At 60.6% G+C, this 19,543-nt stretch carries 17 protein-coding genes; 4 read left to right on the top strand and 13 right to left on the bottom strand.

From position 1 onward, the window contains the following. Positions 1 to 7 precede the first annotated feature (7 nt). From ccoG to ccoN (AC1Q6D_RS19595), 9 genes are all read right to left on the bottom strand, one after another. On the bottom strand, positions 8 to 1,423 hold the full coding sequence (ccoG, locus tag AC1Q6D_RS19555) for a cytochrome c oxidase accessory protein CcoG (RefSeq protein WP_103402650.1): 1,416 nt from the start codon (positions 1,421 to 1,423) through the stop codon (positions 8 to 10). A gap of 340 nt (positions 1,424 to 1,763) precedes the next feature. Continuing rightward, entirely contained in the window at positions 1,764 to 2,747 is a 984-nt protein-coding gene (gene ccoP / locus AC1Q6D_RS19560; protein WP_103402651.1) for a cytochrome-c oxidase, cbb3-type subunit III, read from the bottom strand. Then, positions 2,744 to 2,929 carry a CcoQ/FixQ family Cbb3-type cytochrome c oxidase assembly chaperone gene (locus AC1Q6D_RS19565; RefSeq protein ID WP_003175465.1) on the bottom strand — a complete coding sequence of 62 codons (186 nt, stop codon included), beginning with the start codon at positions 2,927 to 2,929 and terminating at the stop codon, positions 2,744 to 2,746. The genes ccoP (AC1Q6D_RS19560) and AC1Q6D_RS19565 overlap by 4 nt, the downstream gene beginning before the upstream one ends. A 5-nt stretch (positions 2,930 to 2,934) precedes the next feature. Then, positions 2,935 to 3,543 (bottom strand): cytochrome-c oxidase, cbb3-type subunit II, encoded by a 609-nt coding sequence (gene ccoO / locus AC1Q6D_RS19570; protein WP_047531418.1) that lies wholly within the window; start codon positions 3,541 to 3,543, stop codon positions 2,935 to 2,937. Continuing rightward, on the bottom strand, positions 3,543 to 4,985 hold the full coding sequence (gene ccoN / locus AC1Q6D_RS19575) for a cytochrome-c oxidase, cbb3-type subunit I (RefSeq protein ID WP_103402652.1): 1,443 nt from the start codon (positions 4,983 to 4,985) through the stop codon (positions 3,543 to 3,545). The genes ccoO (AC1Q6D_RS19570) and ccoN (AC1Q6D_RS19575) overlap by 1 nt, the downstream gene beginning before the upstream one ends. Positions 4,986 to 5,467: 482 nt before the next feature. Continuing rightward, positions 5,468 to 6,421, bottom strand: coding sequence for a cytochrome-c oxidase, cbb3-type subunit III (gene ccoP / locus AC1Q6D_RS19580; RefSeq protein WP_103402653.1), 954 nt, complete (start codon positions 6,419 to 6,421; stop codon positions 5,468 to 5,470). Beyond that, positions 6,418 to 6,621, bottom strand: a complete 204-nt coding sequence (locus AC1Q6D_RS19585; RefSeq protein WP_103402654.1) for a cbb3-type cytochrome oxidase subunit 3 — start codon at positions 6,619 to 6,621, stop codon at positions 6,418 to 6,420. The genes ccoP (AC1Q6D_RS19580) and AC1Q6D_RS19585 overlap by 4 nt, the downstream gene beginning before the upstream one ends. A gap of 3 nt (positions 6,622 to 6,624) precedes the next feature. Further along, on the bottom strand, positions 6,625 to 7,233 hold the full coding sequence (gene ccoO / locus AC1Q6D_RS19590) for a cytochrome-c oxidase, cbb3-type subunit II (RefSeq protein ID WP_047531409.1): 609 nt from the start codon (positions 7,231 to 7,233) through the stop codon (positions 6,625 to 6,627). Between the two features lie 10 nt (positions 7,234 to 7,243). Further along, positions 7,244 to 8,668: a cytochrome-c oxidase, cbb3-type subunit I gene (gene ccoN / locus AC1Q6D_RS19595; RefSeq protein WP_103402655.1), complete on the bottom strand. Its 1,425-nt coding sequence runs from the start codon at positions 8,666 to 8,668 to the stop codon at positions 7,244 to 7,246. Positions 8,669 to 8,763: 95 nt separating this feature from the next. On the opposite strand from ccoN (AC1Q6D_RS19595), the gene AC1Q6D_RS19600 reads away from it, so the two are divergent. Beyond that, complete coding sequence (locus AC1Q6D_RS19600; protein ID WP_103402656.1) at positions 8,764 to 9,441, top strand: alpha/beta family hydrolase; 678 nt, start codon at positions 8,764 to 8,766, stop codon at positions 9,439 to 9,441. Between the two features lie 114 nt (positions 9,442 to 9,555). On the opposite strand, the gene AC1Q6D_RS19605 is transcribed toward AC1Q6D_RS19600, so the two are convergent. The 3 genes from AC1Q6D_RS19605 to acnA form a co-directional block, all read right to left on the bottom strand. Continuing rightward, the gene (locus tag AC1Q6D_RS19605; protein WP_103402657.1) at positions 9,556 to 11,121 is read right to left on the bottom strand and encodes a methyl-accepting chemotaxis protein; all 1,566 of its coding nucleotides are present in this window, start codon (positions 11,119 to 11,121) and stop codon (positions 9,556 to 9,558) included. Positions 11,122 to 11,227: 106 nt separating this feature from the next. Beyond that, the gene (locus AC1Q6D_RS19610) at positions 11,228 to 12,019 is read right to left on the bottom strand and encodes a CPBP family glutamic-type intramembrane protease (protein WP_103402658.1); all 792 of its coding nucleotides are present in this window, start codon (positions 12,017 to 12,019) and stop codon (positions 11,228 to 11,230) included. Positions 12,020 to 12,211: 192 nt separating this feature from the next. Further along, on the bottom strand, positions 12,212 to 14,953 hold the full coding sequence (gene acnA, locus AC1Q6D_RS19615; protein ID WP_103402659.1) for an aconitate hydratase AcnA: 2,742 nt from the start codon (positions 14,951 to 14,953) through the stop codon (positions 12,212 to 12,214). Positions 14,954 to 15,175: 222 nt separating this feature from the next. Here acnA and rlmM point away from each other — a divergent pair, with 222 nt between their 5' ends. Both rlmM and tusA read left to right on the top strand, forming a co-directional pair. Then, the gene (rlmM, locus tag AC1Q6D_RS19620; RefSeq protein WP_103402660.1) at positions 15,176 to 16,249 is read left to right on the top strand and encodes a 23S rRNA (cytidine(2498)-2'-O)-methyltransferase RlmM; all 1,074 of its coding nucleotides are present in this window, start codon (positions 15,176 to 15,178) and stop codon (positions 16,247 to 16,249) included. A gap of 91 nt (positions 16,250 to 16,340) precedes the next feature. Next, on the top strand, positions 16,341 to 16,592 hold the full coding sequence (tusA, locus tag AC1Q6D_RS19625; RefSeq protein ID WP_103402661.1) for a sulfurtransferase TusA: 252 nt from the start codon (positions 16,341 to 16,343) through the stop codon (positions 16,590 to 16,592). 26 nt (positions 16,593 to 16,618) lie between these two features. Here the strand turns inward: tusA and AC1Q6D_RS19630 are convergent, their stop codons facing one another. After that, positions 16,619 to 18,028, bottom strand: a complete 1,410-nt coding sequence (locus AC1Q6D_RS19630) for an MATE family efflux transporter (RefSeq protein WP_103402662.1) — start codon at positions 18,026 to 18,028, stop codon at positions 16,619 to 16,621. A gap of 225 nt (positions 18,029 to 18,253) precedes the next feature. Between AC1Q6D_RS19630 and pdxB the strand changes: the two genes are divergently transcribed. Further along, positions 18,254 to 19,396, top strand: a complete 1,143-nt coding sequence (pdxB, locus tag AC1Q6D_RS19635; RefSeq protein WP_103402743.1) for a 4-phosphoerythronate dehydrogenase PdxB — start codon at positions 18,254 to 18,256, stop codon at positions 19,394 to 19,396. Positions 19,397 to 19,543 lie beyond the last annotated feature (147 nt).

A 19,543-nucleotide genomic window follows, 5' to 3' on the forward strand; every position in this document is an offset into this window, starting at 1 on the left:
ACTTCTCTCAACGATTTTGTGGGCCGATGAATCGGCTCTTGGCTTCAACGTGGATGCTGTTGTCATCGGCATCCTTGAGGATGAATTTCACCTCGTTGGTGCTCGACGGCAGGTGTTCCGGTGCTACGGACAGTTCCGCCGGCTGGCTCACGATCTCGCCGGCCGCCACTTTGATTTCGCGCTGGCCTTGCAGTTTGAGGTCCGGCAGACCGGCGGCTTCCAGCACGTAGGTGTGGTCGCGCTGATCCTTGTTCATGATTTTCAGGCTGTAGACGTTTTCGATCCGCCCTTCGGCGTTTTCACGGTACAGCACGCGGTCCTTGCTGACGTCGAAACCTACCAGCGAACGCATGAAAAACGCAGTGACCAGCAAACTGATCATCGCCAGCAGCACCACGGCATAGCCGATCAGGCGCGGGCGCAGTTTGTGGGTTTTCTGCCCGGACAGGTTGTGCTCGGTGGTGTAGCTGATCAGCCCGCGCGGGTACTCCATTTTGTCCATGATGCTGTCACAGGCATCGATGCAGGCGGCGCAACCGATGCACTCAATCTGCAGGCCGTCGCGAATGTCGATGCCGGTGGGACAGACCTGAACGCACATGGTGCAGTCGATGCAGTCGCCCAGGCCCTGGGCTTTGTAGTCGGCGCCTTTTTTACGCGGGCCACGGCTTTCGCCACGACGCGGGTCGTAGGACACGATCAGCGTGTCCTTGTCGAACATCACGCTCTGGAAACGTGCGTACGGGCACATGTAGATGCACACCTGTTCGCGCAGCCAGCCGGCGTTGCCATAGGTGGCGAGGGTGAAGAATCCGACCCAGAAATATGACCATCCATCGGCTTCGCCGGTGAAAAAGTCGATAACCAACTCACGAATCGGCGAGAAATAACCGACGAAGGTCATGCCGGTCACAAAGCCAATCAGCAGCCACAGGGTGTGCTTGCTGAGTTTACGCAGAAACTTGTTGGCGCTCATGGGCGCTTTGTCGAGCTTGATGCGCTGGTTGCGGTCGCCTTCGGTGACCTTTTCGCACCACATGAAAATCCAGGTCCAGACGCTCTGCGGACAGGTGTAGCCGCACCAGATCCGCCCGGCGTACACCGTAATGAAGAACAGGCCGAAGGCACTGATGATCAAAATGCCCGAGAGCAGGATGAAGTCCTGCGGCCAGAAGGTCGCGCCGAAAATAAAGAATTTTCGCTCCGGCAGATTCCACCAGACGGCCTGATGGCCCGCCCAGCTCAACCAGACCGTGCCGAAATACAACAGGAATAAAAAGGCGCCGCCCATCATCCGCAGGTTGCGGAACAGGCCGGTGAAGGCGCGGGTGTAGATTTTTTCTCGAGAGGCGTAGAGATCGACGCTGTTGTTCGCGTTTTTGCTGGGCGGTGTGACGTCGTGTACCGGAATCTGGTTGCTCATCATTGCATCCCACGGCAGTGGAAAAATGCCTCGGTCAGTACATGCTGGCCGCGGTCAAAAAGAGGTGTTGCAGTGGCGCAATGATACGCCTGTCGCTCTGGCCCAAGGGTGCGACCTTTGGTCGCGTTGGGTGAAATTCATAGATGGTGTAGCGAATGTAACAAAACATGATGCAGGTCAATTGACAGGTGAAGTATAGCTGCCCGGTCTTGAGGTATCGGTGACAACGTTAGCCCAGCATTACGGCAAAGGGGCTGTGTGATCGGGATCATGTCTTGCGATTACAAAAAAAAGACCCCGTCGAATGACGGGGTCTTTTGCGTTGCGTCGAGCGTTTGCCTTACTGAGCGTCTGCCGCCGCAGCCTTCTCGCCGTGAGACAGACTGTAGACATAAGCGGCCAGCAGGTGAACCTTGTCGTTACCCTGCAGTTGCTCTTGCGCAGGCATCTGGCCCTGACGGCCGTAACGGATGGTCTGCTGCAGTTGAGCGAAGCTCGAACCGTAGATGAACGCGGCGGGGTGGGTCAGGTTCGGTGCGCCCATTGCCGGGGTGCCTTTGCCTTCCGGACCGTGGCAGGCCACGCAGTTGGCCGCGAACAGTTTCTGGCCGGCAACCGGGTCAGCCTTGGTGCCTTCCGGCAGCTTGCGGCCATCGAGGTTGGTCACCACGAATGCGGCAACGTCGGCAACGCCTTGTTCACCGATCACTTCAGCCCACGCCGGCATGACCGCGTGACGGCCGCCCATGATCGTGGTCTTGATGGTTTCCGGCTCGCCGCCCCAGCGCCAATCGGCGTCGGTCAGATTAGGGAAACCATAGGCGCCCTTGGCGTCGGAACCGTGGCAAACCGAGCAGTTGGAGGCGAACAGGCGGCCCCCCATCTTCAGGGCTTGTGGGTCCTTGGCGACTTCTTCGATTGGCATGGAAGCGAACTTGGCGAAAATCGGACCGAACCTGGCGTCCGACTTGGCCATTTCCTTTTCCCACTCGTGAACGCCGGTCCAGCCGCTCTGGCCGTTGGCGAACGCGGTCTGCTTCTCGTTATCCAGGTAGTTGTAACCTGGCAACAGGCCTTTCCAGTTGCCCAGGCCCGGATACAGTACCAGGTAGCCCAGGGCGAAAACGATGGTGCCCACGAACAGCATGAACCACCATTTCGGCAGTGGGTTGTCGTACTCCTCGATCCCGTCGAAGGAGTGGCCAACCGTCTCTTCCGTCACCTCGGTGCGCTGGCCCTTGCGGGTCGACAGCAGCAGCCAGGTCAGGGAAAAGATCGTACCGAGACTGAGGACTGTGACATACAGACTCCAGAATGTAGTCATTCTTTGTTACTCCTAGAAGCTTGCTCGACGTGCTTGATGGCTTCGGGATCATCCGCGAAAGGCAGCAAGGTCGCGTCTTCAAACTCCGACTTGCGCTTGGGGCTGAATACCCACAAGGCCAGACCGATAAAGGCCACCATCACGACGACGGTGCCCAGGCCACGAATCATCCCGATATCCATCTAGATCACCGTTTGCTTTTGATGATGGTGCCCAGGCCTTGCAGATAGGCCACCAGCGCGTCCATTTCGGTTTTGCCCTTCACAGCATCCTTGGCGCCGGCGATGTCTTCGTCGGTGTAAGGGACGCCGAGCGTGCGCAAGACTTCCATTTTCCTGGCGGTGTCTTTGCCGTCGAGCTTGTTTTCCACGAGGAACGGGTAGGCCGGCATTTTCGACTCGGGCACGACGTTGCGCGGGTTGTACAAATGCGCACGCTGCCAGTCATCGGAGTAACGACCGCCGACACGGGCCAGGTCCGGACCGGTACGCTTGGAACCCCATAGGAACGGGTGGTCCCAGACGCTTTCACCGGCGACCGAGTAGTGGCCGTAACGCTCGGTTTCAGCGCGGAACGGGCGGATCATCTGCGAGTGGCAGCCGACACAACCGTTGGCGATGTAAATGTCGCGGCCTTCCAGTTCAAGGGCGGTGCGCGGCTTCATGCCTTCGACCGGCTTGTTGGTGACGTCCTGGAAAAACAGCGGAACGATCTGGGTCAGGCCGCCGATACTGACGGCGATAACCATGAAGAAGGCCAGCAGGCCAATATTCTTCTCGACTGCTTCATGCTTCATCAGTGAGCTCCAACTACAGCAATCTGTTCGGCGGCTTTGGCTTCAACCGGGTTCGAGGCGCGTACGGTACGGAATACGTTGTAGGCCATGAACAGCATGCCGGTCGCAAAGAATGCACCGCCCAGTGCGCGGACGATGTAACCAGGGTGACTGGCTTGCAGTGCTTCGACGAACGAGTAGGTGAGGGTGCCGTCATCGTTGATCGCACGCCACATCAGACCCTGGGTGATGCCGTTGACCCACATCGAAGCGATGTACAGAACGGTACCGATGGTCGCGAGCCAGAAGTGCGTGTTGATCAGGCCGGTGCTGTGCATCTGCGTGCGGCCGAACAGTTTCGGAATCATGTGGTAGATCGCGCCGATCGAGATCATCGCTACCCAGCCCAGGGCGCCGGCGTGTACGTGGCCGATGGTCCAGTCGGTGTAGTGCGACAGCGAGTTCACGGTCTTGATGGCCATCATCGGGCCTTCGAAGGTCGACATGCCGTAGAACGCCAGGGACACGACCAGGAAGCGCAGGATCGGGTCGGTGCGCAGCTTATGCCAGGCGCCCGACAGGGTCATCATGCCGTTGATCATGCCGCCCCAGCTCGGAGCCAGCAGGATGATCGACATCGCCATGCCCAGGGATTGGGCCCAGTCCGGCAGCGCGGTGTAGTGCAGGTGGTGCGGACCGGCCCAGATGTACAGGGTGATCAGTGCCCAGAAGTGCACGATGGACAGGCGATAGGAGTAGATCGGACGCTCGGCCTGTTTCGGCACGAAGTAGTACATCATCCCCAGGAAGCCGGTGGTCAGGAAGAAACCCACGGCGTTGTGGCCGTACCACCACTGGATCATCGCGTCCGTCGCACCTGCGTAGGCGGAATAGGACTTGAAGAAACTGACTGGCAGGGAGGCGTGGTTGACGATGTGCAGCATCGCGGTCACGAGGATGAAGGCACCGTAGAACCAGTTACCCACATAAATGTGCTTGGTCTTGCGCTTGACGATGGTGCCGAAGAACACCAGAGCGTAGGTGACCCAGACGATGGCCAGCAGAATGGCCAGGGGCCATTCCAGCTCAGCGTATTCCTTGGTGGTGGTGTAACCCAGCGGCAAGGTAACGATGGCGCCGACGATCACCGCTTGCCATCCCCAGAAGGTGAAGGCCGCGAGGCTGTCGGAAATCAGTCGCGTTTGGCAGGTTCGCTGCACGACATAATAAGAAGTGGCAAACAGTGCACATCCACCGAAGGCGAAAATCACCAGGTTGGTGTGCAACGGGCGCAGGCGTCCAAAAGTCGTCCACGGCAGACCGAAATTCAATTCCGGCCATACGAGCTGTGAGGCGATGAAGACACCGAGCCCCATGCCAAGGATCCCCCAGACCACCGTCATGATGGCGAACTGGCGGACTACCTTATAGTTATAAGCAGTCGGACTGATTGCTGTGCTCATTCTAAGGTTCCACGGTTTGGGTGTTTTATTAGGATTAAAAATCGGCCGCAAGTATGTAGAAAGCGGGGGGTCATTGCAACGCGCCATGACCTGGGTCAATGCTTTCAAATGCTGATTCTGCGGCCTTTCCATGCGCCGCGTAAGGACAAATTTGCACGCCGGCAATTTGTCCCGCCGGACTAAATAGGCAAGGGGGTCAGGTCACATGTAACGAGGTGTGTTCAATCGCAACGATCAGGTGACCGATGGCAATTCGCGCGACAGCCGGTATCTACCAGCCTTTGCGGCCTGTCATCGAGCTGAATCGTCGAACACATCGGTTAGGGTCGACCTGGAACCGGTACTTGCCAGTCCGCATCGGAGCAAGCTTAGACCCGAATCTGGCGAACCGAAAGGAAGACTGAATGAGGGTGCGACAATGGGTCGCAAAGGGGCGGGAAACTGCCGCATTCCGGAGAATGCGGCAGTAGAGCGGTCATCGATTACTCGGTTTTGCCTTCAGCCTGCAAGCGCTCGGTACCGGCAGCGTGCGACAGGCTGTACACATACGCCGCCAGCAATTGAACCTTATCGTTGCCGAGCAGTTCGCTTTGCGCTGGCATATGGCCCTGGCGACCATGGCGGATGGTTTGTTGCAGCTGCGCCAGGCTTGTACCGTAGATAAAACCGGTCGGGTGCGTCAGATTCGGCGCGCCCATGGCTTCAGTGCCCTGGCCGTTTGCCCCGTGGCAGGCGACGCAGGTGGTGCTGAACAGTTGCTGTCCGGCTTGCAGATCCGCACCGCTGTCGGCGGCCAGCGGCAGGCCGGCCAATCCATGGCGCACATAGGCCGCGACGTTTTTCACGCCGGCTTCACCGAGGATTTCACCCCAGGCCGGCATCGCCGCCATGCGCCCACCCATGATGGTGGTCTTGATGGTGTCAGCGTTGCCGCCCCAGCGCCAATCAAGGTCCGTCAGGTTGGGGAAGCCGAATGCACCCTTGGCGTCCGAGCCGTGGCAGACCGAGCAGTTGGAGGCAAACAGGCGCCCGCCCATTTTCAACGCTTGCGGGTCCTTGGCTACTTCTTCCAGCGGCATGGCAGCGAACTTGGCGAAGATCGGCCCGAACTTCGCATCAGCCCTGGCCATTTCCTTTTCCCATTCGTGCGCGCCGGTCCAGCCGTTGTCGTAGCCGGGCAGGATGCCTTTCCAGTTGCCCAGGCCCGGATAGAGGATCAAGTAGCCCACGGCAAACACCAGGGTGCCGGCGAACAGCATGAACCACCACTGCGGCAACGGATTGTCGTACTCCTCGATGCCGTCGAAGCTATGGCCCATGGTCTGGTCGACGCTGCCCTTGGTTTCGCCCTTGCGGGTGCCGATCAGCAGCCAGGTCAGGCCGATCAGGCTGCCGATGGTCAGTACGCAGATCCACGTACTCCAGAAGGTGGTCATGTCCGGGTACTCCTTGTTGCGGATTCTTGGGGGGTGACACTGTCGGGTTGCGGCTCGTCGGCGAATGGCAACAGGCGCGCTTCGGCGAAGTCCGGATTGCGCTTGCCGTTGAACACCCAGAGCGCCAGGCCGACAAAGGCCACGAACACCACGACCGTGCCCAGGCCGCGAATCATTCCACTGCTTATTTCAAAGACCACGGCTCACCTCTTGCTCTTGATCGCAGTGCCGAGCACTTGCAGGTAGGCAACCAGGGCATCCATTTCCGATTTGCCCTTGAGCGACTCGGTCGCACCGGCGATGTCTTCGTCGGTGTACGGCACGCCGAGGGTGCGCATGGCGCGCAGCTTGGTCTCGGTGTGGCTGCTGTCGAGCGCGTTGGCCACCAACCACGGGTAGGCCGGCATTTTCGATTCCGGCACAACGTTGCGCGGGTTGTACAAATGCGCGCGGTGCCAGTCATCGGAGTAGCGCGCGCCGACCCGGGCCAGGTCAGGTCCGGTGCGTTTCGAGCCCCACAGGAACGGGTGGTCCCAGACACTTTCACCGGCCACCGAGTAGTGCCCGTAGCGTTCGGTCTCGGCGCGGAACGGACGGATCATCTGCGAGTGGCAGCCGACGCAGCCTTCGCGGATGTAGAGGTCGCGGCCTTCGAGTTGCAGCGCGGTGTAGGGCTTCATGCCTTCCACCGGTTTATTGGTCACGTCCTGGAAGAACAGCGGGACGATCTGGGTCAGACCGCCGATGCTCACGGCAAAGATCATCAGCAACAGCAGCAGGCCGACGTTTTTTTCGATGGTTTCGTGTTTCATGGCGGACTCCTCAGGCCATCTGCGCGGCAGCGGCGGCGTCGGCAGGCTGCGAGGCCCGCACGGTGCGCCAGGTGTTGTAAGCCATCAGCAACATGCCGCTGAGGAAGATCGCACCACCTACCAGCCGCACGATGAAGCCCGGGTGGCTGGCCGCCAGGGTTTCAACGAAGGAGTAGGTCAGCGTCCCGTCTTCGTTGACTGCACGCCACATCAGGCCTTGGGCGATGCCGTTGACCCACATGGAGGCGATGTACAACACGGTGCCGATAGTCGCGAGCCAGAAGTGCGCGTTGATCAGGCCGATGCTGTGCATCTGTGGGCGACCGAAGACTTTCGGGATCATGTGGTACAGCGCGCCGATGGAGATCATCGCCACCCAGCCGAGGGCGCCGGCGTGTACGTGGCCGATGGTCCAGTCGGTGTAGTGGGAGAGCGCGTTGACGGTCTTGATCGCCATCATCGGCCCCTCGAAGGTCGACATGCCGTAGAACGCCAGGGACACGACCAGGAAGCGCAGGATCGGGTCGCTGCGCAACTTATGCCAGGCACCCGAGAGCGTCATCATCCCGTTGATCATCCCGCCCCAGCTCGGCGCCAGCAGGATCAGCGACATCACCATGCCCAGCGACTGTGCCCAGTCCGGCAGCGCGGTGTAGTGCAGGTGGTGCGGACCGGCCCAGATGTACAGGGTGATCAGCGCCCAGAAGTGCACGATGGACAAGCGATAGGAATACACCGGGCGCTCGGCCTGTTTGGGCACGAAGTAATACATCATCCCCAGGAAACCGGCGGTGAGGAAAAAGCCCACGGCGTTGTGCCCGTACCACCACTGCACCATGGCATCGGTCGCACCGCCATACACCGAGTAGGACTTGGTCAAGCTCACCGGCAGCTCAAGGTTGTTGACGATGTGCAGAATCGCCACGGTGACGATGAACGCACCGAAGAACCAGTTACCGACGTAGATGTGCTTGGTCTTGCGCTTCATGATCGTGCCGAAGAACACCACGGCATAGGCGACCCAGACAATGGTGATCAGGATATCGATCGGCCATTCCAGCTCGGCGTATTCCTTGGAGCTGGTGTACCCCAGCGGCAGGCTGATGGCGGCCAGCAGGATCACCAGTTGCCAGCCCCAGAAGCAGAACGCGGCGATTTTTGGCGCGAACAGCTGGGTCTGGCAGGTGCGCTGCACCGAGTAGAACGAACTGGCGAACAGGGCGCAGCCGCCGAAGGCGAAGATCACCGCGTTGGTGTGCAGCGGGCGTAAACGGCCGAAACTGGTCCACGGCAAGTTGAAGTTGAGTTCGGGCCAGACCAACTGGGCAGCGAGAAAAACCCCGAGCCCCATGCCGACGATGCCCCACACCACCGTCATAATGGCGAATTGGCGGACCACCTTGTAGTTGTAGGCGGTACTGATAGAAGTGTTCATGGTTCCCCATCCACGGTTCAGCTGAAGTGAGCGCGCTTGCGCAAGGCAGTGCACTCTTCGGCCGGAGTTATAGGCAGACTAAAAGCGAGGCAAGCATGGACAAGAAGCACATGGCCGGTATTGACGGGGATCAATGGGCGCAGTGCGTGCGGGATCATGGATGGCGGTGGGATGCCGGCGTGGCGCCCGCGCACGCGACCTTGATCCTGGCCCATGGTGCCGGAGCGCCGATGGACAGCGACTGGATGAACGACATGGCCACACGCCTCGCGGCGCAAGGCGTCAACGTGCTGCGCTTTGAATTTCCATACATGGCGCAGAGGCGTGTCGACGGCGGCAAGCGCCCACCCAACCCGGCACCGAAGCTGCTGGAGTGCTGGCGCGAGGTGTACGCCGTGGTGCGACGTCATGTCACTGGGCGCCTGGCCATCGGCGGCAAGTCCATGGGCGGGCGGATGGCCAGTTTGCTGGCGGATGAAATGGGCGCTGATGCGTTGGTGTGCCTGGGCTATCCGTTTTATGCGGTGGGCAAGCCGGAGAAACCGCGAGTGGAACATCTGGCGGGGTTGAAGGCGCGGACGCTGATCGTGCAAGGCGAGCGGGATGCGCTGGGCAATCGCGAGACGGTCGAGGGGTATGTGTTATCGCCGGGCATCGAGGTCATGTGGCTGGTTGCGGGGGATCACGACTTGAAGCCGTTGAAGGCTTCGGGGTTTAGTCATGAGCAGCACTTGGCGGCTGCAGCGCAGAAGGTGGCTTTATTCCTTCGGTGAGGGTTTGTTGAGGTTGTGATGGTCCCGTCGCGGGACGACCCGGCAGCATCCCGTCTACAGGCTCAAAAAAACCCGGAAGCTTTCGCGATCCGGGTTTTGTTTTTCTGGCAGCAATCAGCGGTTGAACCGCTCCACCAACGAATACTGGGTATTCGCGGTTTTGGTCAGCTCTTCACTCAGCAGCGCCGAGTTCTGAGCCTGTTCCGAGGTTTGGTCAGCGAGGATGGAAATGTTGCTGATGTTGCGGCTGATCTCCTCGGCGACCGAGCTTTGCTCTTCGGTCGCGGCAGCGATCTGGGTGGTCATGTCAGTGATGTTGGCCACCGCTTCGCTGATGCCGACCAAGGCCTGATCCGCTTCCAGTACCCGCGCCACGCCTTCTTCAGCCTGACGATGCCCGGCTTCCATGGTCTGCACCGCTGTGCTGGCCGTTTGCTGGAGCTTGGCGATCAGGGCGTGAATCTGCCCGGTGGATTCGCTGGTGCGTTGCGCCAATTGGCGTACTTCATCGGCCACCACTGCAAAACCGCGACCCATCTCACCGGCGCGGGCCGCTTCGATAGCAGCGTTGAGTGCCAGCAGGTTGGTCTGGTCGGCGATGCCTTTGATCACGTCGACCACGCCGCCGATTTCGTCGCTGTCCTTGGCCAGTTGGGTCACGGTCTGGCCGGTTTCCCCGACCACCACCGACAGGCGCTGAATGGCTTCGCGGGTTTCCCCGGCGATGTCACGGCCGCGACTGGTCAGGCGATTGGCTTCCTGGGTAGCGTCGGCGGTGCGTTGCACGTGGCTGGCGACTTCCTGGGTGGTGGCGGCCATCTCATTGACGGCGGTGGCCACCTGCTCGGTTTCGACGCGCTGGCGCTCCAGGCCCGAGGAACTGTTGTGGGCCAGGGTGTCCGATTGTTTCGCCTGATCGGTCAGGTGCTCGGCGGTGTCCTGCAGGCGGGTCAGGCAGGTTTTCAGGCGGGCTTCCTGGCTGAGGATCGACATCTCCAGACGTGCCTGGGCACCGCTGCTGTCGGTATACATCTGCGCGATCAGCGGGTCGGACGTGGTCTGCTCGGCCAGTCGCAACAAGCGCTTGATCCCGCGTTGTTGCCAGCCCAGGCCCATCAGGCCCAGGGGCACCGAGAGACCGGCGGCCAGGGCAAACCCCCAGTGGGAGTTCAGCGTGGCGCCAATCATGAAACTCAGTTGGCTGACCAGAATGAACGGCAACCAGTCCTGCAGAATCGGCAACCATTTATCGGAGGAAGGAATGGCCGACTTGCCCTGATTGATGCGCTGGTAAAGCGCTTCGGCACGGCGGATCTGCTCCGCGGTGGGCTTGACCCGCACCGACTCGTAACCGATCACCTGATTGCCTTCGAAGATCGGCGTCACATAGGCGTTGACCCAGTAGTGATCACCGCTCTTGCAGCGATTCTTGACGATACCCATCCATGGCAAGCCTTGTTTCAGTGTTGCCCACATGTGCGAGAACACCGCGGCCGGGACGTCGGGGTGACGCACCAGGTTGTGCGGGGCACGGATCAGTTCTTCCTGAGAAAACCCGCTGATGTCGACGAAGTCGTCGTTGCAGTAGGTGATCAGGCCTTTGGCATCAGTGGTGGAAATCAACCGTTGCTGAGCCGGAAAGGTCCGTTCGCGTTGTGTAATTGGTTGGTTGTTACGCATGGCTTTTTTTTATCCGCAAGGCTTTCAAGTGCTGTATCGGCACCCATGGCTATTTGTTGAGACGAATTTTCGATTATCGGTGGTGCGTCGCAAAATGACCCATGCGTCAGCCGGTGAGCATTGGATAGGTGAACAGTCCGAAGTGCAGCAGGTTCAAACCGAAGTGGGTGGCGATGGCGGCAGACAGTCCGCCAAAACGGTAGGCCAGACCATAACCGACGCCGGCCAGGCTCGCCAGCAGTACCCATTGCCAGCCCGCACCGGCATGCGCCAGGCCGAACAGCAGTGAGGTGAGCAGCAGGGCGAGGTTTTCGCCATAAGCCAGGTTTTTCAGGCAACGGTTCAGGCCACCCTGTATATAGCCGCGAAAGAGTGCTTCTTCGACCAGTGTTACCAGTAGCAAGTTGTTGAGCAGCCAGATCCAGGCCTGGTCCGGCCATTTCGGCGCCCAAGCGATGACGCCCAGCAACAGCGCGCCACCCAGTGCCAGCACCGCACTCAAGGTCAACGCCAGCGCGGTGGCATACAGGGACACTCGCAACGACCGCTGGCCGACAATCCATGGGCACACCAACAATAGCCAGAAACCGATCAGGGGTTTGTCCAGATTCAGGTACATGGAAAACGGCAAGGCGTCGTCGGTGAAGCGCTGGGGGGCGATAACGCGACCATTGTAGAAACCGGGCAGCCAGTGCAGCGCCAGTGCCAGGGCCAGAAAGATGAACAAGCCGTGGCCGAGGCAGCGGCCGAACTGAATTGTTTGCTGGCGAGCGGCGAAAGCGGCCATCAGCAACAACGCGACGGAGATTCCGGCGAACCAGCCGAGGTGACCATAGGCCAGGGCCATGCCGTAGCCGAGGGAGAGCAGGGCCAGAAATGTCCATGGCAGGGCGAGCATTGCAAGTCCTTGTGTCTGACGTTCTGTGGGGTGACCCTATCTCCGGTTCAGGAGCGAGCTTGCTCGCGATAGCAGAGGGTCATTCATCATCGTCCATGAATGGTACACCGTCATCGCGAGCAGGCCCGCACATGGATTTTTGTGATCCCAAAAAAAACACCGCCCGAAGGCGGTGTCTTTGTCAGTACGCCGTCATGAGGCAATCAACTGCCGCAGCACGTAATGTAAGATCCCTCCCGACTTGAAGTATTCCACTTCGTTCAGCGTATCGATTCGGCACAGCACCTCGATTTTCTCGCTCTTGCCGTCTTCACGGGTGATGACCAGGTTCAGGTTCATCCGTGGCGTCAGCTCAACGCCGGTCAGGCCTTGGATGTCCAGGGTTTCCTTGCCGGTCAGGTTCAGGCTCTTGCGGTTCTGGTCGAGTTTGAATTGCAGCGGCAACACGCCCATTCCCACCAGGTTGGAGCGGTGAATACGCTCAAAGCTTTCGGCGATGACCGCTTTGACCCCCAGCAGATTAGTGCCCTTGGCCGCCCAGTCCCGGCTCGACCCGGTGCCGTATTCTTGCCCGGCGATCACCACCAGCGGCGTGCCCGAGGCTTGATAGCGCATGGCTGCGTCGTAGATCGCCAGTTTCTCGCCAGTCGGTATATAGAGGGTGTTGCCACCTTCTTCGCCGCCAAGCATTTCGTTGCGAATGCGGATGTTGGCGAAGGTGCCGCGCATCATCACTTCATGGTTTCCGCGCCGCGAACCGTAGGAGTTGAAGTCCCGTGGCTCCACGCCTTTCTCGCGCAGATAGCGCCCCGCCGGGCTGTCGGCCTTGATGTTGCCGGCCGGTGAAATGTGGTCGGTGGTCACCGAATCGCCCAGCAGCGCGAGGATGCGGGCGCCGGCAATGTCCTTGACCACGGGGGGCGGCCCGCCGATGTCATCGAAGAACGGTGGATGCTGGATGTAGGTCGAATCCGCCTGCCAGACGTAAGTCGCGGCCTGCGGCACTTCGATGGCTTGCCACTGCTCGTCGCCGGCAAACACTTCGGCGTACTCCTTGTGGAACATCGCGGTGTTGACTTGCTCCACGGCTTCGGCGATTTCCTTGCTGCTCGGCCAGATATCGCGCAGGTACACCAGGTTGCCGTTCTGGTCCTCACCCAGCGGCTCGGTGCTGAGGTCGATGCGCACCGTGCCCGCCAACGCATAAGCGACCACCAGCGGCGGGGAGGCCAGCCAGTTGGTTTTCACCAGCGGATGCACCCGGCCCTCAAAGTTGCGGTTGCCCGATAGCACCGAGGCCACGGTAAGGTCGGCCTGCTGGATGGCTTTTTCGATCGGTTCCGACAGCGGCCCGGAGTTGCCGATGCAGGTGGTGCAGCCGTAGCCGACCAGGGCGAAACCCAGTTGATCCAGATACTGCGTGAGCCCGGCTGCCTTGTAGTAGTCGGTGACCACTTTCGAGCCAGGAGCCAGCGAGCTTTTCACCCAGGGTTTGCGTTGCAGGCCTTTTTCCACGGCTTTTTTCGCCACCAGACCGGCGGCCATCATTACGCTCGGATTGGAGGTGTTGGTGCAGGAGGTGATCGCGGCAATCACCACCGCGCCGTTTTTCAGCCGATGGGTCTGGCCCTCGTATTCATAGTCCGCTTCGCCGGCCATGTCCGCATTGCCCACGGCCACACCGCCACCGCCCTCGCTTTCGAGGCGGCCTTCTTCCTTGCTGGTGGGTTTGAGCTGGACACCGAGGAAATCGCTGAACGCTTGCGCGACGTTCGGCAGCGACACGCGGTCTTGCGGGCGCTTCGGCCCGGCGAGGCTGGCTTCGACGCTGCCCATATCCAGCGCGAGGCTGTCGGTGAATACGGGCTCTTTGCCCGGCAGGCGCCACAGGCCCTGGGCCTTGCTGTAGGCCTCGACCAATTTGACGGTCGAGAGGGGGCGGCCGGACAGGCGCAGGTACTCCAGCGTCACCTCGTCCACCGGGAAGAAACCGCAGGTGGCGCCGTATTCCGGGGCCATGTTGGCGATGGTCGCGCGGTCGGCCAACGGCAGGTCGTCCAGCCCGTCGCCATAGAATTCGACGAACTTGCCGACCACGCCTTTCTTGCGCAGCATTTGGGTGACCGTCAGCACCAGATCGGTGGCGGTGATGCCTTCCTTGAGTTTGCCGCTGAGCTTGAAGCCGATCACTTCGGGAATCAGCATCGACACCGGCTGGCCGAGCATCGCCGCTTCCGCTTCGATCCCGCCAACGCCCCAGCCGAGCACGCCCAGACCGTTGATCATGGTGGTGTGGGAGTCCGTGCCCACCAGTGTGTCCGGGAAGGCGTAGGTGCGTCCGTCCTCGTCCTTGGTCCAGACCGTGCGACCGAGGTACTCCAGGTTGACCTGGTGGCAGATCCCGGTGCCCGGCGGCACCACGCTGAAGTTGTCGAAGGCACTCTGGCCCCAGCGCAGGAAGGCATAACGTTCGCCGTTGCGCTGCATTTCGATGTCGACGTTCTGTTCGAAGGCGCTGCTGCTGGCGAATTTGTCGACCATCACTGAGTGGTCGATCACCAGGTCTACTGGCGACAGTGGATTGATTCGTTGCGGGTCACCGCCAGCCTTGGCCATCGCCGCGCGCATGGCCGCCAAGTCGACCACGGCGGGCACGCCAGTGAAGTCTTGCATCAGCACCCGCGCCGGGCGGTACTGGATTTCGCGGTCGGAGCGGCGTTCCTTGAGCCAGGCAGCAATCGCCTTGAGGTCGGCGCCGGTGACGGTTTTTTCGTCTTCCCAGCGCAGCAGGTTTTCCAGCAGCACTTTCAACGACATCGGCAGCTTGTCCAGATCGCCCAGGCTCCTGGCGGCATCCGGCAGGCTGAAATAGTGATAGGTCTTGTCGTCGACTTGCAGGGTTTTAAGGGTGTTCAGACTATTGAGGGAGGGCATTGCAATCACTCCTTTGAGTCCGCACGGCTACGGACGGAGGGGACGGGCAGAGCATTAAACCTAGCCCTGTTTTGAGTAGCTGGCTAATTACTGGACTCTATCGATAAGTCCGAGGTTCCGAAGTCAGTTATCATGCGCCGGTTTTCGTGACAGGCTTTGCTTCAACGCAAGTCTGGGCATCGCGCAGTGGTTGAATGTCTCGCCATCTGCCCAGGAGTAAGAATGAACACCCTCTTTATGCACTGCCGGCCGGGCTTCGAAGGCGAAGTCTGTTCCGAGATTTCCGACCTCGCCGCGCGGCTGAACGTGGCCGGTTATGCCAAGGCCAAGACCGCCAGCGCCTGCGCCGAATTCGTCTGCACCGAAGAAGATGGCGCCGAACGGCTGATGCGCGGTCAGCGTTTCGATCAATTGATTTTCCCGCGCCAGTGGGCCCGGGGGATCTTTATCGATTTGCCGGAAACCGATCGCATCAGCGTGATCCTCGCCCATATGGCCGACTTTCCGCTGTGCGGCAGCCTGTGGCTGGAGATGGTCGACACCAACGATGGCAAGGAGTTGTCGAATTTCTGCAAGAAATTCGAAGTCCACCTGCGCAAGGCGCTGATGGCAGCCGGGAAACTGGTGGAAGACGCCCACAAGCCGCGTTTGTTGCTGACCTTCAAAAGCGGTCGTGAAGTGTTCATGGGCCTGGCAGAGGCGAACAACTCGGCGATGTGGCCGATGGGCATACCACGATTGAAATTCCCCCGCGAGGCGCCAAGCCGTTCGACGCTGAAGCTGGAAGAGGCGTGGCACCATTTCATCCCGCGCGACCAGTGGGGCGAGCGCCTGCATGGCGACATGACCGGCGTCGATCTGGGCGCTGCGCCCGGTGGCTGGACCTGGCAACTGGTCAATCGGGGCATGCTGGTGACCGCCATCGACAACGGCCCGATGGCCGAAAGCCTGATGGATACCGGGTTGGTGCAACATTTGATGGCCGACGGCTTCACCTTCAAGCCCAAGCAACCGGTGGACTGGATGGTGTGCGACATCGTCGAGAAGCCGGCGCGTAACGCCGCGATGCTTGAAGAATGGATTGGCGAGGGGCATTGCCGCGAAGCCGTGGTCAACCTCAAGTTGCCGATGAAACAGCGTTACGCCGAAGTGAAGCGCCTGCTGGAGCGGATCGCCGACGGCTTCAAGGCGCGGGGCATCAAGGTCGAGATTGGCTGCAAACAGCTGTATCACGACCGTGAGGAAGTGACCTGCCATTTGCGGCGGCTGGATGTGAAGAAACCGAAGTCCCGCTGAGCAGTTAAAAACTGTGGGAGCGGGCGTAATGCCACAGATGACCGAACACCCGGCATTGCGCGACAATGCCGGCCAGTTTCAGGAGTAAATCATGAGTGAAATGATCGATACACCGGTTGACGGCACCCTGGATGCCACCGGCCTCAACTGCCCGGAGCCGGTGATGATGTTGCACCAGCACATCCGTGACCTGGCGCCTGGCGGTCTGCTGAAGGTGATCGCCACCGATCCGTCGACCCGGCGCGACATCCCCAAATTCTGCGTGTTTCTCGATCACGAACTGGTCGGTCAGCAGGAAGAGGCAGGCACTTACCTGTACTGGATCCGCAAGAAGTCCAAATAACCGACGCTCGCTCCTGCACCATTGGGTCAACCCAGCGAATGACTCATGCGAATCCGCTTGCGCGCACTGCGTGTCAGGCGGATCGACAGCATCAGCGCCGCACAGCTCAAGCCCACGATCAAGCCCTGCCATAGCCCGCTCGGGCCACTCGGTGCGCCGAACCAATCGGTCAGGCCAAGGACGTAACCCACCGGCAAACCAATGCCCCAATACGCGAACAGCGTCAGGATCATCGTTACCCGGGTGTCCTGATAACCGCGCAGCGCACCGGCCGCCGTGACCTGTATCGCATCGGAAAACTGGAACAGTGCCGAGTAGACAATCAGCATCGCCGCGACTTTGACTACTGTCGGGTCAGCGGTGTAGATCGTTGCGATGTGCTCGCGCAGCAACAGCATCATGCTCGCCGACAAGCAGGCGTAAGCCAGGGCCGTGCCCATGCCGACCCCGGCGGCGAAGCGTGCTTCGCGCGGCTCCTGACGGCCCAGCGCCTGGCCGACCCGTACCGTCACAGCCATGCCGAGGGAGTAGGGGATCATGAACACCAGCGAGCTGAAGTTCAGGGCGATCTGATGCCCGGCGACCACGGTGGCGCCGAGGCTGCCGATCAGCAGCGCGATCACGGCAAAGATACTCGACTCGGCGAACACCGCGATGCCGATAGGCAGGCCGATACCCAGCAAGCGCTTGATCACCGACCATTGCGGCCAGTCGAAACGGCTGAACAATTCACTCGACTGGTACGCCGGCGCCCAGCGCTCCCAACCGGCCATGCCCAGCGCCATGACCCACATCACGATCGCCGTGGCCCAACCGCAGCCGACGCCACCCATGGCCGGGACACCGAAGTGGCCATAAATGAAGATGTAGTTCAGAGGAATATTCAGCGCCAGCCCGCACAGACCCAGCACCATCGCCGGGCGGGTACGGCCCAGGCCATCGCTGAAACAGCGCAGCACATGGTAAATGGCGACGGCAGGCAAGCCGCTGGCGATGCCATGCAGATACTGCATGCACGGGCCAATCAGTTCGGGGTCGACCTTCATGACGCGCAAAACCGGTTCGGCACTGAACAGAATGCCGGTCGCCATCAACCCCACCACCAGCGCCAGCCACAGCGCCTGACGCACGATCGGGCCGATTTCGCTGTGGGTGCCGGCGCCGAAACGCTGGGCGACTTTCGGCGTGGTGGCCAGCAAAGTACCGGTCATCAGCAGGAACACCGGCACCCAGATCGAATTACCCAGGGCCACGGCGGCCAGGTCACGCGGCCCGACCCGCCCGGCCATCACGGCATCGACGAACCCCATGGCCGTGGTCGCCAGTTGCGCGATCATGATCGGCAGCGCCAGGGCGAGCAGGTTTTTCAGCTCGAGGCGAACCCGGGCCGGGCGATTGAGGGGCGTGGCGGTGGAGCGGTCGGTCACAGAATTCAAGGGTAAAACGTCCAGAAGGTATTGATGCGCAGGCGCGCATTCTACGCGTTGACGTAACGGTCAGGAAAAGACCTGTGTTAGCGATTTGTAATCAACCGCTTGAATGAATCCTCATGCTCCCTCGCCACAGGAAATATGAAGTCCTTCATATCCAGGATGCACAATGCACGCTGGCTCACCACCCGCCTCTACGCCTACACTGCCGATCCGCCTAAGGAGCCTGCCATGTTGATTGTTGCCGACGAAAATATCCCCCTGCTCGATGCTTTCTTTGCAAGTTTCGGTGAAATCCGCCGGGTGCCAGGGCGTTCCATCGACCGAGCCACCGTCGAACAGGCCGATGTGTTGCTGGTGCGCTCGGTGACCAACGTCAACCGCGCGTTGCTCGAAGGCAGCAAGGTGCGTTTTGTCGGTACCTGCACCATTGGCACCGATCACCTGGATCTGGATTATTTTCAACAAGCCGGGATCACCTGGTCCAGCGCGCCGGGTTGCAATGCCCGTGGCGTGGTCGACTACGTGCTCGGCAGTCTGTTGACCCTGGCTGAAATCGAAGGCGTCGATCTGACTCGGCGAACTTACGGTGTGGTCGGCGCCGGTGAAGTGGGCGGACGCTTGGTCAAGGTCCTGCAGGGGCTGGGCTGGAAGGTACTGGTCTGCGATCCGCCGCGCCACGCTGCCGAAGGGGGCGATTACGTCAGTCTGGAGCAGGTCATCGAACAGTGCGATGTCATCAGCCTGCACACACCGCTGACCAAACAGGGCGCTCATTCCACCTGGCATTTGTTCGATCAAAAGCACCTGAACCGACTCAAGCCCGGCACCTGGCTGATCAATGCCAGTCGTGGTCCCGTGGTGGATAACAGCGCCCTGCGCCAGGTGCTGTTGCAACGTGAAGACCTGCAAGCGGTACTCGACGTCTGGGAGGGTGAGCCGGAGGTCGATGTGGCACTGGCCGAACTCTGTGTGCTGGCCACGCCGCACATTGCCGGCTACAGCCTGGATGGCAAACAGCGCGGAACGGCGCAGATCTACCAGGCGTATTGCGATTTTCTCGGGCAATCGGCTGAGGTCAGCCTGAGCGATTTGCTGCCGGCGCCGTGGTTGTCCGAAGCTACCCTGAGTGCTGAAAGCGATCCGGCCTGGGCACTGGCGATGTTGTGCCGCGGCGTGTACGACCCGCGCCGTGACGACGCGGATTTCCGCCGCAGCCTTGTAGGCAGCGTGAGCGAGCAACGTGCGGCGTTCGATGCTTTGCGCAAAAATTATCCATCGCGGCGTGAGATTGATGGGTTGAAAGTGCGCATTGAAGGGGATTCGCCGGCGTTGCGGCAGATCGTAGCGGCGTTGGGCGCGTCGGCCCTCTGAAAGCCGTGTAGGGCCGATCGAGGGCAAGCCACGTTCCCACAGGGCATGCGGCTGCATTGGCGTCGCATTGATTACGTGGGGAGCAGCACTGTCAAAAAAGCGCATAAAAAACCCGGCCAACAGGGGCCGGGTCAAAGAAGACGGTGG

The sequence above is a fragment of the Pseudomonas sp. MT92 genome, assembly GCF_058792515.1.

Excerpts from the sequence above, each read along its gene's own strand:
- AC1Q6D_RS19600 (WP_103402656.1), top strand. The coding sequence starts at position 8,764 with ATGGACAAGAAGCACATGGCCGGTATTGACGGGGATCAATGGGCGCAG.
- acnA (WP_103402659.1), bottom strand. The coding sequence starts at position 14,953 with ATGCCCTCCCTCAATAGTCTGAACACCCTTAAAACCCTGCAAGTCGAC.
- rlmM (WP_103402660.1), top strand. The coding sequence starts at position 15,176 with ATGAACACCCTCTTTATGCACTGCCGGCCGGGCTTCGAAGGCGAAGTC.
- ccoN (WP_103402652.1), bottom strand. The coding sequence starts at position 4,985 with ATGAGCACAGCAATCAGTCCGACTGCTTATAACTATAAGGTAGTCCGC.
- AC1Q6D_RS19605 (WP_103402657.1), bottom strand. The coding sequence starts at position 11,121 with ATGCGTAACAACCAACCAATTACACAACGCGAACGGACCTTTCCGGCT.
- ccoO (WP_047531409.1), bottom strand. The coding sequence starts at position 7,233 with ATGAAACACGAAACCATCGAAAAAAACGTCGGCCTGCTGCTGTTGCTG.
- pdxB (WP_103402743.1), top strand. The coding sequence starts at position 18,254 with ATGTTGATTGTTGCCGACGAAAATATCCCCCTGCTCGATGCTTTCTTT.
- ccoG (WP_103402650.1), bottom strand. The coding sequence starts at position 1,423 with ATGAGCAACCAGATTCCGGTACACGACGTCACACCGCCCAGCAAAAAC.
- ccoO (WP_047531418.1), bottom strand. The coding sequence starts at position 3,543 with ATGAAGCATGAAGCAGTCGAGAAGAATATTGGCCTGCTGGCCTTCTTC.
- ccoP (WP_103402651.1), bottom strand. The coding sequence starts at position 2,747 with ATGACTACATTCTGGAGTCTGTATGTCACAGTCCTCAGTCTCGGTACG.
- AC1Q6D_RS19565 (WP_003175465.1), bottom strand. The coding sequence starts at position 2,929 with ATGGATATCGGGATGATTCGTGGCCTGGGCACCGTCGTCGTGATGGTG.
- tusA (WP_103402661.1), top strand. The coding sequence starts at position 16,341 with ATGAGTGAAATGATCGATACACCGGTTGACGGCACCCTGGATGCCACC.
- AC1Q6D_RS19610 (WP_103402658.1), bottom strand. The coding sequence starts at position 12,019 with ATGCTCGCCCTGCCATGGACATTTCTGGCCCTGCTCTCCCTCGGCTAC.
- ccoP (WP_103402653.1), bottom strand. The coding sequence starts at position 6,421 with ATGACCACCTTCTGGAGTACGTGGATCTGCGTACTGACCATCGGCAGC.
- ccoN (WP_103402655.1), bottom strand. The coding sequence starts at position 8,668 with ATGAACACTTCTATCAGTACCGCCTACAACTACAAGGTGGTCCGCCAA.